General features: G+C 62.2%; 14 protein-coding genes and 1 riboswitch. Of the genes, 5 read left to right on the forward strand and 9 right to left on the reverse strand.

What is annotated here, in order from left to right; all coding sequences use genetic code 11:
• Positions 1-193 precede the first annotated feature (193 nt).
• A complete protein-coding gene (locus BMY38_RS02640; protein ID WP_092759502.1) occupies positions 194-634 on the forward strand; it encodes a c-type cytochrome in 441 nt (146 codons plus the stop codon).
• Positions 635-637: 3 nt separating this feature from the next.
• Here BMY38_RS02640 and BMY38_RS02645 read toward each other — a convergent pair whose 3' ends face one another.
• From BMY38_RS02645 to BMY38_RS02660, 4 genes are all read right to left on the reverse strand, one after another.
• Positions 638-1,330 (reverse strand): thiamine ABC transporter ATP-binding protein, encoded by a 693-nt coding sequence (locus tag BMY38_RS02645; RefSeq protein WP_092759504.1) that lies wholly within the window; start codon positions 1,328-1,330, stop codon positions 638-640.
• The gene (locus tag BMY38_RS02650; protein ID WP_092759506.1) at positions 1,323-2,852 is read right to left on the reverse strand and encodes a thiamine/thiamine pyrophosphate ABC transporter permease ThiP; all 1,530 of its coding nucleotides are present in this window, start codon (positions 2,850-2,852) and stop codon (positions 1,323-1,325) included. The genes BMY38_RS02645 and BMY38_RS02650 overlap by 8 nt, the downstream gene beginning before the upstream one ends.
• A gap of 5 nt (positions 2,853-2,857) precedes the next feature.
• On the reverse strand, positions 2,858-3,835 hold the full coding sequence (locus BMY38_RS02655; RefSeq protein ID WP_092759508.1) for a thiamine ABC transporter substrate-binding protein: 978 nt from the start codon (positions 3,833-3,835) through the stop codon (positions 2,858-2,860).
• Between the two features lie 34 nt (positions 3,836-3,869).
• Positions 3,870-3,968: riboswitch (TPP riboswitch) on the reverse strand.
• Positions 3,969-4,353: 385 nt separating this feature from the next.
• Positions 4,354-5,628, reverse strand: a complete 1,275-nt coding sequence (locus BMY38_RS02660) for a tetratricopeptide repeat protein (RefSeq protein WP_092759510.1) — start codon at positions 5,626-5,628, stop codon at positions 4,354-4,356.
• A 152-nt stretch (positions 5,629-5,780) separates the two neighbouring features.
• Between BMY38_RS02660 and aroC the strand changes: the two genes are divergently transcribed.
• Entirely contained in the window at positions 5,781-6,884 is a 1,104-nt protein-coding gene (gene aroC / locus BMY38_RS02665; RefSeq protein WP_092759512.1) for a chorismate synthase, read from the forward strand.
• Here the strand turns inward: aroC and BMY38_RS02670 are convergent.
• From BMY38_RS02670 to BMY38_RS02685, 4 genes are all read right to left on the reverse strand, one after another.
• Positions 6,881-7,750 carry a DMT family transporter gene (locus BMY38_RS02670; protein WP_092759514.1) on the reverse strand — a complete coding sequence of 290 codons (870 nt, stop codon included), beginning with the start codon at positions 7,748-7,750 and terminating at the stop codon, positions 6,881-6,883. The two genes, aroC and BMY38_RS02670, sit on opposite strands and share 4 nt — an antisense overlap.
• 137 nt (positions 7,751-7,887) lie before the next feature.
• Positions 7,888-8,178 (reverse strand): HU family DNA-binding protein, encoded by a 291-nt coding sequence (locus BMY38_RS02675; protein ID WP_092759516.1) that lies wholly within the window; start codon positions 8,176-8,178, stop codon positions 7,888-7,890.
• Between the two features lie 116 nt (positions 8,179-8,294).
• Positions 8,295-9,779: an AMP nucleosidase gene (locus tag BMY38_RS02680; RefSeq protein ID WP_092759518.1), complete on the reverse strand. Its 1,485-nt coding sequence runs from the start codon at positions 9,777-9,779 to the stop codon at positions 8,295-8,297.
• Positions 9,776-11,572: an adenine deaminase gene (locus tag BMY38_RS02685; protein WP_092759520.1), complete on the reverse strand. Its 1,797-nt coding sequence runs from the start codon at positions 11,570-11,572 to the stop codon at positions 9,776-9,778. Before BMY38_RS02685 ends, BMY38_RS02680 begins: the two co-directional genes overlap by 4 nt.
• Before the next feature lie 92 nt (positions 11,573-11,664).
• Between BMY38_RS02685 and BMY38_RS02690 the strand changes: the two genes are divergently transcribed.
• On the forward strand, positions 11,665-12,627 hold the full coding sequence (locus tag BMY38_RS02690) for a DNA topoisomerase IB (RefSeq protein ID WP_092759522.1): 963 nt from the start codon (positions 11,665-11,667) through the stop codon (positions 12,625-12,627).
• Here BMY38_RS02690 and BMY38_RS02695 read toward each other — a convergent pair.
• A complete protein-coding gene (locus BMY38_RS02695) occupies positions 12,619-13,788 on the reverse strand; it encodes a HupE/UreJ family protein (protein ID WP_245737478.1) in 1,170 nt (389 codons plus the stop codon). The genes BMY38_RS02690 and BMY38_RS02695 overlap by 9 nt on opposite strands.
• Between BMY38_RS02695 and BMY38_RS02700 the strand changes: the two genes are divergently transcribed.
• Both BMY38_RS02700 and leuD read left to right on the forward strand, forming a co-directional pair.
• Positions 13,787-14,596 carry a DUF4198 domain-containing protein gene (locus BMY38_RS02700; protein ID WP_175495745.1) on the forward strand — a complete coding sequence of 270 codons (810 nt, stop codon included), beginning with the start codon at positions 13,787-13,789 and terminating at the stop codon, positions 14,594-14,596. The two genes, BMY38_RS02695 and BMY38_RS02700, sit on opposite strands and share 2 nt — an antisense overlap.
• Positions 14,597-14,626: 30 nt before the next feature.
• Positions 14,627-15,232 (forward strand): 3-isopropylmalate dehydratase small subunit, encoded by a 606-nt coding sequence (gene leuD / locus BMY38_RS02705; RefSeq protein WP_092759526.1) that lies wholly within the window; start codon positions 14,627-14,629, stop codon positions 15,230-15,232.
• Positions 15,233-15,299: the final 67 nt, after the last annotated feature.

Genomic DNA, 15,299 nt, shown 5'->3' on the forward strand with positions numbered 1-15,299 from the left:
ATAACGGTTTGTCCGTTCGCATACATTGACAGTCTTCTCTACCAAGTGGGCATGAAAGGCTGGGAATTGCCGCGCCGGGACGATCTGACACAGGCGAACTGCCATATCTGACAGAGAATTGTGTTGCCGATCAGCGGCTCTGAGTGTTCATCTTGATGAACGACTATATCCGCAGAACCCACGGGAGTGCCGAATGAAACAGAGCCTTTACATGATCGCAGCGATTCTTTTCGCCGGTCCCGCGCTGGCCGACGCCCATCTTACCGCGACCGGCGATGCCGCCGAGGGCGAAAAGGCGTTCCGCCAGTGCCAGTCGTGCCACGTGGTTCAGAATGCAGATGGCGAAGTGCTCGCGGGTCGCGCCGCGAAAACCGGGCCGAATCTGTTTGACGTCGTGGGACGCGAGGCCGGGTCTGTCGAAGACTTCCGGTACTCCGACCTGATGGTGGCCGCAGGCGAAGCCGGAATGATCTACGATGAATCCAGTTTCATGGCCTACGTCATGGACCCGACGAATTATCTCCGGGAAGTCACGGGCGAGACTTCGGGCCGATCCAAGATGAGCTACAAGGTTCGCAAGGAAGAAGATGCACTGAACCTCTATGCGTTTCTGGCACAGTTCTCGGATCAGTAACCGTCACCCCAGATAGGCGCGCAATGCAGGCGTAGGGTCGTCGAACAATGCTCCGGTCGCGACTGGCGGCTCCAGCACACCGTCTGAAATCAGGGCTGTCCGGTCGGCAATCATCCGCGCGTCTTCCGGCGCGTGGGTGACCATCAGAACCGACAGTCCTTCGGACTTTGCCGTATCGCGCAGCAGCGTCAGCATCTCGGACCGCAACGCCGGGCCAAGTGCTGAAAACGGCTCGTCCAGCAAAAGCCAGGGCCGACCTCTCAGCAGGGCACGGGCCAGGGCAGCGCGGCTTTGCTGTCCGCCCGACAGATCGCGGGGCAGACGGTTGCCCATGCCGGTCAGGCCGACACGCTCCAGAACCGAATCACGGGCGATTTTCTGGTCCGATGTCAGCCGCAGATCCGGACGCAGGCCCAGCCCGACGTTTTGCGCGACGGTCAGGTGCGGAAACAGGTTCTGATCCTGAAACAGCAGCGAGAGGGGGCGCTCTCCGGGAGGCAGATCGGTGATGTCCTTCCCGTCGACCGTGATACGACCAGCGGCAGGGGGCAGAAATCCGGCGATGGCAGCCAGCAACGTGGACTTTCCCGATCCGCTTGCACCCATGAGCGCGGTGATGCCGCCTTCGTCGAAGACAGTATCCGCAAAAAGCTGAAATTCCCCTTGTTCGAGACGGATCTGGTCAAGTTTAAGCACGGCGCCCCCCGCGTTCGAACAGCCAGAACAATCCGAGAGACAACAGTACAAGAAGGAGGGCGGCCGCCTTGGCGTCGTCCATCCGATAGGCCCCCATCAGTTGATACAACACCAGCGGCAAAGTTGCCTGATCAGGCGAAGCAAACAGAGCAATCACCCCCAGGTCACCCGCCGCCAGAGCCGCTGTCAGCCCGGCGGCAAAGCCCCCAGGTCGCCGCAGGCGCGGGATGGCAACAAGACGCACCCAGGTCAGCCCCGCAATTCCCAACGATTCCGACAGGCGTCCGTAATCGTCACGCAGGTCCCGCATCGCGGGGATCAAGGCGCGAAGGGCAAATGGCAGGGCGAAAATTGTGTTCACGAAGGTCGTCACCGGCAAGGCCAATGACACTGGGTTTATCCACGGCAGCAGAAGAATATAGAGACCGGTGCCCAGAACCAGAGGCGACGCTGCGATGGAAAGCGACCCGACCACTTCGATCCACCCCCCCCGAGGCAGGTCGACAATGGCTTTGGACATGAAAAATGCCAGAGTCAGGGTCGATGCGGCTGCAACCAGTGCCACGATCAGGGACCGCAGTGCTGCGGCCCAGACACCTGCGCTCAGGCCGGTCAGGTTCAACACCCCTTCGCCCAGAACCAGGATCATGGGCACGAGAAGGAACATGCAGGCCAAAGCGATCACGGCAATGTCCTGTGCGCGCAGGCCAAGTCCTCGACTGTCCCAGCGGGGGATGGCCCGGTCCAACCCGGCACCGAACCCGGAAGGCAGCGTCAGACGGAGCGATACAAGGGCGGCAGTGCCCCCGATGACCAGCTGCACGGCACCCAGGAGGGCAGCGCGGGACAGGTCGAAATCGAAGCGAAAAGCCTGATAGATCGCCAGTTCCACAGTCGTTGCCCGCGGGCCGCCGCCGAGGGCAAGCGCAACTGCGAAAGATGTCGTGCTGATCAGGAAGATCACGAGGAAGATGCCCGGAACGACGGCCCGCAACATTGGCCATTCCAGACGGCGGAACGTATCGGTAGCCGTGAAGTCCAGCGATGCGGCCAGCCGCAACCGCTCGCCCGGTATCGACAGCCAGCCTTGCAGGATCAGGCGGGTTGCAAGCGGCATGTTGAAGAAGACATGGGCCAGGATAACGCCCTGCCAACCATAGATAGAGACTGTTTCAACGCCGATCCAACCCAAGGCCGTGTTCACGATGCCGGATCGTCCGAAAACCGCGATAAGTCCTAGGACTGCGACAATCACCGGCAGAATGAACGGCGCGCCCAGCAGCACGATGACCATGCTGCGCCCGATAAAGCGGCGACGCGCCAGCGCGCGGGCAATAGGCACGGCCAGCAGGACCGAGATACCGGCGGACAAGGCGGCTTGCCACAACGTAAACCACAGAGCGCCCCAGTCCGACGGGTCGAGGCCGCCCCAGCCTTCGGCCCGCCAGGCGACCGCACTCAGCGGCAGCAAAAGGGCACCCGCGACGATGATCGCGGCGATCAATCCGAGGCGGGCGCCCATTTGGGTCAGCGTCCCAGTCCGGCCTCGAACTCGGCCACGACGATATCGCGCAGAGCTTCGGCCTCGGCGGAATCGTAAATCAGGGCGACGTCGGGCAGGGGCAGATTGGCGAAACCTGCGGGCATCTTGGCCGGGTCCAGCTTGGCGGGCAGGGACCAGTTGCCTTCGGGAATGATGCTCTGGAAGTCTTCGGTCAGGATGAAATCCATGAAAGCCTGCGCCAAATCGGGTTGATCTGTCATGGCCAGTTGCGCGGCGGTTTCCACCATGACGTAGTGACCCTCGGGGAAGATCGCGGCCTTCTTGGTTTCATCCCCTTCGGCAATGATATGATAGGCCGGGCTGGTCGTATAGCTGAGTACCATGTCAACCTCGCCTTCGGTGAACATGCCATAGGCTTCGGACCACCCCTTCGTGACGGTCACGATCTTGGGGGCCAGCTTTGCCCAGGCGGCTTCGGCATCGTCGCCGAACACCTTGTGAATCCACAGGGCAAGGGCCAGTCCGGAAACGCTGGTACGCGGGTCCTGAATGGCAATCCGCAACGTATCCGGGGCATCCAGCAAAGCCTGAAAACTAGCGGGAGCGTCCATTTTCGTAGCGTCGTAGACGAAGGCGGTGTGCCCCCAGTTGAAAGGAAGGAACGTATCGTCCGTCCAGTCGACCGGCATGGTCAGCCCGTCAATCATGACGTTATGCGGTGCGAACAGCCCGGTCTGGCGTGCGCGTTCGGCGTCATCGGTATTCAGTCCGATCACGACGTCGGCGCGTGTCGCATCACCCTCCAGACGCAAGCGCGGCAGCAAATCGCCGGTAACATATTCGATTTCGCAGCCGCACTTGGTCTCAAAAGCTTGTTTGATAGCTGGGCCGGGGCCCCACTCGCTGGCAAAGTAGTCAGGGGCATAGATCGTCAGCGGTTCCGCAGTGGCGGCAGCCGTCAATAGGCTCAGGCCCGCAGCGATGGTGGTGGTCAGTTTCATCTCTCACTCCCATGGCGACGGACGGGGGTAGGAGCATGAGACATCGCACCTTCCCTCCGCCGGTCTTAACCGGTTCAGGTTCAACGGGTCCGCATGCGCATCTCAGCCGGTGAAGGCCCCCCGAGGTGGGTTCTGGATAGCGCCCTTGCCCTGTGGGGTCCAGTGAAGGATTTCAGGGGTGATTTACGGGTGATCCACGGGTGATCTGCGTCATACCCAAAAAATGCACAGAAATTAGTCTTGTCGTGAGGGATGGTGCGGTGCTCGGATCCGTCCAAGCGGGAAGCGGTGCTCCGAGGAAGGCATTCCGGCCGGGCGGAGCTGCCATTGGCCGATGCCGCCCCGCAGGTTCTGCCGTCAGATCGAGACTGCCCGGCTTGTCCCGTGGATCGCGGATGCGCCGCGCGCGCGTTCCCGGAGCTGAATGTCGCGGGCGCGCGCCGCGAAGAACGGGTCCGGGCCGACGCAGACCCGGGCGCCTCGTCGATGCGATGGCAGGACGGATTTCGAAGGTCGTTTCACAGGCCGGCCACGAGGTTCCTGGTCAGTGCGCCGGGCCGCGTGATCGACAGGACCGTCCGGGCCTCTTGCCGTCGACCGTCGCGAACGAGGCACGCCGCGAGGGAGAAGTCTATCAGATCGCGCTGTGCGTTCGAGCCGCCGATACGGGCGTGATCGTGCATCGCCTCGCCGAAGTGCGCTGCGGCCCGTGCCCAGTTTCCGTCCTCCATCTCGCGATAGGCCGTCGCGATCGTTCGTGTCATGTCGCCCACCGGCCCCGTCGCGCAGTCGATAATGGCGTCGAGAGCATCCCGATTCCCACCGCGCGCATGGGCGATCGCCGCGTGGACATCGGCGAAGGCGAGGCCCGGTTTCGGAAACCGGGCTAGTGCATAAGCACTCAGGGTCTTCCATCGCTCCGCCGGTACATCGACGCCGACAAGTTCGGCCCGGAACAGCAGCGCGGCTGCATCCGTCAGCACATTGAGAGGCGGACCTTGGCTGCTTTCCGGCGAAATCCCCTCGTCCAGGACCTGCCACATCCGGTCCAGGTCACCGGTTTCCAGCGACCATAGCCCGACATGCCAGGAGACGTGGTTGTAGAGGATTCCGGACCGGTCATAGGTCCGTGACCAGTCCGACAGGTATTCGAGTCCCTCCCGATCCTGAAGGTTCTCGTAGTAGAGATGCGCCCGGATATGTGCGGAATGCGCGCTGTCCGGATTGGCGGCAAGCGCGGCCTCGACGTTGGTTTCCGCAGCCGCCAGTTGCCCGACCTCCAACTGGGCGAATGCCAGTTGCGCGCGGCACCACCAGTTGTCGCCATAGTGGGGCGCCAGACGCGAGACGAAAGCCAACTGTTCCGCCTCGCGCCCGGGCAGGCCGGAAAAACCGATCAGGCCGAAGACGCTCGTGCACATCTGTGCGATCAACACGTCCGTCGGCCATTCCTCGACGTGTTCATAGACGGCGGCCCGCGCCGCGGCCGCCTTTCCCTCCAGCAAAAGGCCGGACGCATTTATGTGCGAGCGTTCGCGCGCGCCGAGGCCGGACGCCAGGTCGCGGGCGCGTGCCAGGCTTGCCATGACCCGGTCGGGACGCGCGCGCATCTGCATGTCGCGGGCGATCCCGATATGAGCGAGCGCAAATCCCTCGTCGGCGTCGATCGCCGCCTGAAAGGCATCGGCCACGCCCGGCTCCGCGCCCAGAAACCTGTGGACGCCGAGGTCGTAGGCGTTTCGCGCCTGCGGCGACCGCGTGCCGATGGAATTCTCGTATGCATCGTCGAGCATGTCAGGTTCCTTCCCGGACGCGGACGCGTCAAAGACTGGCAGTGTCGCCGGTTCCAAGTCAACACGCCGGACGGTTTGACGGGAGCGCCGCCGGGCGGGGCGGTTGCGTGGAATGCGCGGGATGGCTAAGCCGTCGCGCGAGGAGAGCGCCCATGTCGATGAACACCTTCGGTCACCTGTTTCGCGTCACGACTTGGGGCGAGAGCCATGGGCCTGCGCTGGGCGCCACGGTGGACGGCTGCCCACCGGGTGTTCCAGTCACTGCGGATGGCATCCAGCAATGGTTGAACAAGCGCAAACCGGGTCAGTCCAAGCACACGACGCAGCGCAAGGAAGCCGATGAAGTCGAGATTCTGTCGGGCGTGTTCGAAGGCGTCAGCACCGGCACTCCGATTCAGTTGATGATCCGCAACACCGATCAGCGGTCCAGGGATTACGGCGATATCATCGAAAAATTCCGGCCCGGCCACGCGGACATCACCTATTGGCAGAAATACGGCGTTCGCGATTATCGCGGCGGCGGCCGGTCTTCGGCGCGGGAGACAGCGGCGCGCGTCGCGGCCGGGGGCGTGGCGCGATCGGCGCTGGGACATCTGCTGCCAGACGTGCGGATCACCGGGTACATGGTCCAGATGGGTGAGCTGGAAATCGACCGCAGCCGATTCGACTGGGATGCGATCGGGCGTAACGACTTCTGGTGTCCCGACCCCGTCGCCGCAGAGGAATTCGCGGATCATCTGGATTGGCTGCGTAAGGACGATCACAATTCGGTCGGCGCGGTCATCGAATGCGTTGCGCGCGGGTTGCCTGTCGGTCTGGGTGCGCCGGTCTATGGCAAGCTGGACACCGATCTGGCCGCCGCGATGATGTCGATCAATGCTGTCAAGGGCGTCGAGATCGGCGAAGGCATGAACGCCGCCCGCCTGACCGGACGGAGCAACGCCGACGAGATTTCAATGGGACCTGACGGCCCGGTTTATTCGTCGAACCATTCGGGCGGAATTCTGGGCGGCATCAGCACCGGCCAGGACGTTGTGGTGCGGTTCGCGGTCAAGCCGACCTCGTCCATCCTGTCGGAACGGCGCACGATCACCAAGTCCGGTGAAGATACCACCATCGTCACCAAGGGCCGCCACGACCCCTGCGTCGGTATCCGTGCCGTGCCGGTTGGTGAGGCGATGATGGCCTGCGTCGTGCTGGATCACTTTCTGCTGCACCGCGGTCAGGTCGGCGGTGCGGGCGGGGTGATCGGTTAGGCCCGTTTCAGGCGGCTGAGCTGTACCGCCAGTATCCCGAAGGTCACGATCACGACGCCGACGATATCTAATGGTCCCAGCCGTTCGCCCAGAAGAGCCCAGGCGATGACGACGCCGAAGAACGGATTGAGGAAGTGGAACGTCGCGGCAGGTGTTGCGCCGATGCGGGCGACCAGAAGGAACCAGATCCAGGTGGCGGCCAAGCCGGGGATCAGCGTGGTATAGGCGAACGCCGCGATCAGACGGGGGGTCCAGATGACATCCCAGGTTTCCAGAACAAGACCGACAGGCAGGAGTGCGGACGCCCCGACCAGCATCTGGAGGCCGACCACCATCAACAGATTGCCCCCTCCGGATGCGCCGCGCACCGATAGCGTGGCGATGGTTAACGCGATCACGGCCAAGAGACCCATGGCAATTCCGGTCAGATCGGCCCCGCCCTGCAACCGTGTCCCCATGATGAGAAGGACGCCGAACGTTCCGGCCAGCAGGCCCGCGACACCCAGCAGGCGTGTGCGTTCGGAAAAGATCACCCAGTTCGCCAGTGCCACCAGAAGCGGCAGGGAGGATGCGATGATGGCGGCCAGCGAGGCTTCGATCCATTGCATCGCCACAAAATTCAGACCCAGATAAAGAGCGTTCTGGCAGATGCCGAAGACGATCACTGCCCGCCACTGGCCGCGCGTCAGCTGCATTCGTTGTCCGATGGCATAGGCGATGGCGATGCCCAGCATACCCGATATGGCGAACCGCAAGGCCAGCGACAGGATCGGCGGCGCCTCGGCCACGATGATGCGGGCCGAGGTGAACGCCGACGACCACATCAGAGCGAACAGAAGACCGTAAAGAAGAGAGCGCAGGTCCATGACGTATCCGAGCGGTGTATATACGGGCCAGACCCTGACCATTTCATACGGATGAGCAAGGTGCGGTCGGTCTGGGCAAGAAAAAAGGCCCCGCGAGGAGGCCTTGGTTCATCTTGTTTGATGGATAGTGAACCCGATTATTCGTTGACAGAATCCTTGAGAGCCTTGGCGATCGTCATCTTGACGACCTTGTCGGCGTCCTTCTTGAACTGCTCGCCCGTGGCGGGGTTGCGAACCATCCGCTCGGGACGTTCGCGGCACATGATCTTGCCAACACCGGGCAGGGTCACGGCACCGCCGGCAGACACTTCCTCGGTGATGATCGAAACGATTGCATCCAGCGCGCCGGATGCGGTTTTCTTATCCGCATCCATCTTATCGGCCAGAGCGGCGACAAGTTGCGTCTTGGTCATCGGTTTGTTGGCCATGTGGCTCTCCCTTTCCCCGTAGGGACTTGCTTGAATCGCTGGACCTTAACCCGTGAATTCACCGGGTCACAAGATTTTGTATGTCTGAAATTCACGAGAACGGGTGGAAATCCACCTTAAAGGAAGGCTGTTTCCTCGAAACTGCGCAACTTTCGGCTGTGCAGCCGCTCCAGAGGCATTTCGCGAAGCGATTCCATGGCGCGAATTCCGATCATCAGATGGCGGCTGACCTGGGTCTTGTAGAAGGCCGAAGCCATCCCCGGCAGCTTCAGCTCGCCATGCAGAGGCTTGTCCGATACGCATAGCAGCGTGCCATAGGGCACCCGGAACCGAAATCCGTTTGCGGCAATGGTCGCCGATTCCATGTCCAGCGCGACGGCGCGGCTTTGCGACAGGCGCTGCACAGGACCGGCCTGTTCGCGCAATTCCCAGTTCCGGTTGTCAATTGTGGCCACGGTTCCGGTGCGCATGATGCGCTTGAGCTCATATCCCTCTAGGGCGGTAACCTGCTCGACGGCATCTTCCAGCGCGACCTGCACTTCGGCCAGTGCCGGGATCGGAACCCAGATCGGCAGGTCATCGTCCAATACATGATCTTCGCGCAGATAGGCATGGGCCAGAACGAAATCGCCCAGGCTCTGCGAATTTCGAAGGCCGGCGCAATGCCCGACCATCAGCCAGACATGCGGACGCAGGACGGCGATATGGTCTGTCGCGGTCTTGGCATTCGAGGGGCCGATTCCGATATTCACCAGAGTGATACCCGCGCCATCTTCGCGGGTCAGGTGATAGGTCGGCATCTGCGGCATCTTGGGCAGATCGATCATCAGCGCATCGGGATCGTCCGCCGTCACCCGCTGTCCCGCCGGACCGACCAGCGCGACATAGCCCGAGGTCGGGTCGCGCAGTGCCTCGCGCCCGTAGGCGATGAACTCATCGACGTAGAACTGGTAATTGGTGAACAATACATGGTTCTGGAAATCGACCGGATCGGTCGCGGTATAATGCGCAAGCCGGGCCAGCGAATAATCAATGCGCTGTGCCGTGAAGGGCGCAAGCGGACGGGCACCGTCTTCGTATGTGAAACCGACGCCGTTGACGATGGCATCGTTCGTGGTGTTGAGATCGGGCACATCGAACACGTCGCGCATCAGGAAGGGCAGGACGCCGTCCTGCGGCACGTTCAATTCGGAATCGTTGAGAACGGCGAAATGGACCGGGATCGGCGTGGACGACAGACCCACGGTCACCGGCACGTCGTGTGATTTCATCAGCAGCTCGATCTGCTGCGTCAGGTATTTCCGGAACAGGTCGGGCCGGGTGATGGTGGTGGCGTAATGCCCCGGCTCGGCGACATGACCGAAGGACAGGCGGCTGTCGGTGCGACCATAGCTTGTCGTCGTGATCCGCACTTCAGGATAGAACGCACGAAAGCGACTGTCGGGCATCCCGCCTTCGATGGCCTTCTGGAACGCCTGCCGCAGATAATCCGTCCCCTGAGCATAGAGCCGGATCAATTCCGCGACTGCGGCTTTGGCGTCGGTAAAGCTGCGGTGCGGGGCAGGGTCCGGGCTGCAAATCGGGGTGCGGTTCAAGGTCATGGGGTCTCGATAAGGTCGGTGAGTTCAAATTTCGTGACATCCACCAGCCCCAGATCGCTGATCCGCAATTCTGGGATCACGACGAGGGCCAGCAGGGAATGTTGCATGTAAGCGTTGTTCAGGATGCAGCCGGCGTCACGCATGGCCTGGATCAACGCTTCGGCCTTGGCGGCGACGTCTGCGGCGGGGCTGTCGGACATCAGGCCGGCGATGGGCAATTCAACCAAGGCGCGTTCCGTGCCGTCGGCCCAGAAGGTGACGCCACCGCCGACTTCGGCCAGCCGGTTGGCGGCCTGCGCCATCGCGGCGCGGTCGGTGCCGACGACAATCATGTGGTGACTGTCATGCGCCACGGTCGAGGCCATGGCCATCTTGCCGGTATATCCGAACCCCGCGACCAATGCGTTGACGACGCCGCCGGTTCCTCGGTGCCGTTCGACCAGAGCGATCTGGCACGTATCGCCCTCTGCCTCGACCCGGCCATCGCGGACCGGAAGACGGCGGGTCAGAGCCTTGGTCGGGGCTTGATTTTCGACGACACCGATGACCTTGGCGGTGACTTCGTTCGCTCCGATCGGGGCGGGAATTTCGAAGTTCGTATCAGTCAGAGTCTTGCCCATGTGGACGGTGTTGCGGGCAGCATCGGGCCAGTCGAGGTGCGGGCAGTCTACGATCAGCTTGCCATTCTCGGCGACCGTCCTGCCCATCGCGATGACCCGTTCGATCGGAAGCGTCGTCAGGTCCGACGTCAGGATGACATCGGCCCGCCGACCCGGCGCGATTGAGCCGAGTTCGCGTTCCAGGCCAAAGTGCGTCGCCGTATTGATCGTGCACATCTGCAGCGCCACCAGTGGGTCGCAGCCGCAGGCGATGGCATGACGAAGAACGCGATTCATGTGGCCATCGTTCACCAGCGTCCCGGCCATGCAATCATCGGTGCACAGAATGAAATTGCGCGGATCGAGGCCACGCTCGGTCACGGCTGTAATCTGTGTTTTCACGTCGTACCAAGCCGATCCCAGTCGCATCATCGAGCGCATCCCCTGCCGCACCCGGGCCACGGCATCCGCTTCGCAGGTGCCTTCGTGGTCATCGGCGGGGCCACCGGCGGCATAGGCGTGAAATGCGGGTCCAAGATCGGGCGATGCGTAATGTCCGCCGATGGTCTTGCCGGCCCGTGCGGTCGCCGCCATCTCGGCCAGCATCTTCGGGTCGCCGTTCGCCACGCCCGGAAAGTTCATCATCTCGCCCAGACCAACGATGCCGGGCCATGTCATAGCCTCGGCCACGTCGTCGGGCGTGATCTCGTGCCCGGTGGTTTCCAGACCGGGGGCCGAAGGCGCGCAGGATGGCATCTGCACGAACATCGAACAGGGCTGTATCCGCGCCTCGTCATGCATCAGGCGGACGCCGGGCAGGCCGAGGACATTCGCGATTTCATGTGGGTCGGTGAACATCGCCGTGGTGCCATGCGGGATGACGGCGGCGCAGAATTCGGCCGGAATCAGCATACCGGATTCGACGTGCATATGCGCGTCGCACAGGCCGGGAATGACGTATCGCCCCTCCGCTTCGATGATTTCGGTATCCGGTCCGATGCAGTGACCGGCATCGGGACCGACATAGGCGAAGCGGCCCTGCGCGATGGCGATCTGCCACTCCAGCACTTCGCGCGTGTGGACAAGAACGACCTTGCCGCCCCGGATCACGGTGTCGGCGGGCGCGCGTCCGGCGGCGATGGCAATGAGGGTCGGGGCCGCGTCGGGCCAGGAAGGGAGGGTCTGAGGCGTCATGGCGAAAGGTGTCATGGGATGACGGGCGGTGCAATGGGGGCTGCAACACGACGGCGGGGAACCGACTCGGCCAGCTTGGGCGTTACCCCTGCATGAGCGCCCCGGATCTGATCTATTACCCCGACGACCGTCCTGGCATCACCCGCCGCAAGGCCGGTCGTGGCTGGTCGTATCGCGCGCCTGACGGCACAACCATCGACGACGATGCAGAGCGGTCGCGCATTTCGGCGCTGGCCGTCCCTCCGGCCTATGCTGATGTCTGGATCAGTCCACGCAAGCGGGGCCATCTTCAGGCCACGGGATACGATGCGCGGACCCGCAAGCAATATCGCTATCACGCTGATTGGTCCGAATGGCGGTCGCTGCAAAAGTTCGACGGTCTGGGCGACTTCGGTGCAGCCCTTCCCTCGCTGCGCAGAACCATTGCCCGCGGCCTGAGTGGAGAGGCGGGAGAGCGTGATTTCGCAATCGCTGCCGTCCTGCGCCTGATTGACCGCGTTTCAATTCGCGTAGGCACCGAGGCCTATCGTTCGGAAAACGGCACCGAAGGCGCAACGACCCTGCGGTTCCGCAACCTCAAGATCGACAACAATGGCGTAAAGCTGGATTGGCGCGCCAAGGGCGGCAAGCGGGTGCGACGACAGATTTCGGATCGGACACTTGTGCGCGCGCTGCACGATCTGGCCGATCTGCCCGGTGCGCCGGTCTTCGAGTGGATAGACAGCGGCAAGCGCCGCACTGTGCATGCAGAACATGTCAACGACTGGCTGCGAGAGGCGACGGGACTGGATCATGCCACCGCCAAGACGTTCCGCACCTGGAACGGATCGGTCGCAGCGATGGAAGCGGCGATGCGCGCGGGCGAAGGCGTAACCATCAAGGCGATGTCCGAGGCCGCCGCCGAGGCGTTGCACAACACGCCGACCATCGCGCGCAATTCCTACATCCATCCCGAGGTGATCGCCCTGGCGGAAAACTGGCGCGACGTGACGGTACCCGATCACCCGCCGACCCTGCGTCAGGGCGAACGGGCACTGCTGGATCTGTTAGGTTAGGTAGGGAAGGTCGCCCAGAACGCCGACCCGGTTCAAAAACCAGTAGGCGGCGATCGTCGCAATGATGAGCGAACCGGGAATGGCGATGGCGCGACGATAGAACGGGCGGGACCCGAAGGGCAGACCGAACAGCAGGAACGCAACGGCGATGACCGTCAGCTGCCCGATTTCCACGCCGATATTGAACGAGATCAGCGAAGCGATAAATTGGGTGCCCACGCCGAATTGGGAGAGGACACTGGCGAATCCCAACCCGTGCAACAGGCCGAAACCGAAGACCACTGCGATCCGGGGCCATCCGATATCGCGGGTGCCGCCTTTCCAGACGTTCTCGATGGCGACCCATATGATCGATGCGGCGATCAACGGCTCAACGATGTTGCCGGGAACGGAGACGATGCCGAGCGATGCCAGCGCCAGAGTCACGGTATGGGCCGCCGTGAAAGCAGTGACCTGCCAGAGTAACGGGCGCCAAGCGAGCGCATAGAAGAACAGGCCCAGCACGAACAACATGTGGTCCATGCCCTTGGGGATGATGTGATCAAATCCGGACACGATATATCGGTCGATCACATCGCCCAGCGATTGCTGCGCCACACCGGTGCGCGGCATCGGGTCAGACAGGGCACCGTTGGTCAGATAGGTTTCGTAGGCGTCTTCGCTGCCCGTAGCGACCTGACGGATAATCAACCCGCCCAGCTTTGCGCCCCAGCCGAACACCACCGGGTCGTTGCCCACAGGCAGACCGGCCGTCAGGATCAGCGTGCTGTCCCGGCGGATCCGGGTGTCGCCGACGGACGGAATATCAACCGACGTCAGCGTCAGCGGAAGATCGACCCCGCCGGACTGGAGGGTTATATCCATGGCAATCTCCGGCCATGCAGCATCAAGTGCGGAGGCCAGTTCGGAGGGGGCAAGCGCGCGCAGGGCATCGTTCTGATCGGCAAGGGGCGACTCGTCGGTATCCGCGACTTCGGACAGGTTCACGCCGACGATCAAGGGTTCGACCGATGTGCGCAGCGTGATCGTCACACCCTCGGTGCCGATTTCGATATCGGCAACGGCGGGCTGCACCTCGTGCGCCGCGACCGTGAGTGGGAAAGCCATTGACAGCAACGTCACCAAAGCCACCCTGATCGAGACCTGCAGGAGAATGATCATGCCCACCCTTTCAAAAATAGTCGTTGTCGCACTGAGCATGTTCGCCGCACCGCTACAAGCGCACGAATTCTGGATCGATGCGGAAGACTTTACCGTCGCCAGCGGTGAAGCGGTCACCGCCAGTTTCCGCAACGGGGAGAACATGGTTGGATCGGCGCTCAGCTATATTCCGGCCCAGTCGGCGCGGTTCGACATGGTGGTGAACGGCAAGGAGATCGAGGTGCCGACGCGCATCGGCAATAATCCGGCGTTCAACGTCGCAGGCCTGCCGGATGGTTTGCTTGCGATCCTGCACGAGACGACGGATCAGAGCGTCACCTATACGGAATGGGAAAAATGGGTGACGTTCACCGATCATAAAGATTTCGCCTTTGCCCAGCAGGCCCATATCGACCGGGGTCTGTCGCAGGATACCTTCAGGGAAAACTACCGTCGTTATGCCAAGGCGCTTGTCGCGGTCGGGGACGGGTCTGGCGAAGATCGGTTGAACGGTCTGAAAACCGAAATCGTGGCCGGTCTGAATCCCTATACCGACGATCTGTCGGGTGGTTTGCCGGTCCAGGTTTTTCTGGATGGTGCCCCCATCGCCGAGGCGCAGTTCGAGATGTTCGAGCGCGATGCCGCAGGCGAGGTCGTCATCACGAGACACAAAGCCGATGATCAGGGACGCGCAACGCTGCCGATGATGCCGGGCCGCAAGTATCTGATCGACTCGGTCCAGATCGAAGAACTGGAGCCCGCCACCGAGGGCGATGCTGGCTGGCTGACCCATTGGGCCGCGTTGACCTTCGCCGTGCCCGAGGCGTAGACCGTCCGGGCAATTCCCCCGGAGGACATCATGGACAAGTTCGAGACCATCACCGGAGTCGCGGCCCCTCTGCCGCTGATCAACGTCGATACCGACATGATCATCCCCAAGCAGTTCCTGAAGACGATCAAGCGATCCGGTCTGGGCGTGAACCTGTTCGACGAGATGCGTTATGGCGACGATGGGGCGGAGCTGCCGGATTTCGTGCTGAACAAGCCCGCCTATCGCAATGCCGAGATCATCGTGGCGGGCGAGAATTTCGGATGCGGATCGTCACGCGAACATGCGCCATGGGCCTTGCTGGATTTCGGGATTCGTGCCGTGATCGCACCCAGCTTTGCCGATATCTTCTACAACAACTGCTTCAAGAACGGCATTCTGCCAATCGTGCTGCCGCAGGATCAGGTGGATGCCTTGATGAACGATGCCCGAAACGGCGAAAACGCGCGCATCACCATCGACCTCGACACGCAGACGGTCACCGGCGCGGACGGCAGGACCTATCCGTTCGAGGTCGACAGTCACAAGAAGCATTGCCTGCTCAACGGGTTGGATGACATCGGCCTGACGATGGAGAAGGCGTCGTCTATCGACGCTTACGAATCCCGTCTGTCTCAGGACCGTCCCTGGGTCTGACGTCAAGCACATTAACACCATGCTTTAACTATCTGAAAATGTGAAGTTTATCGATAAACCAGGAAGC

The organism is Jannaschia helgolandensis (assembly GCF_900109285.1).
GTDB classification, from domain to species: domain Bacteria; phylum Pseudomonadota; class Alphaproteobacteria; order Rhodobacterales; family Rhodobacteraceae; genus Jannaschia; species Jannaschia helgolandensis.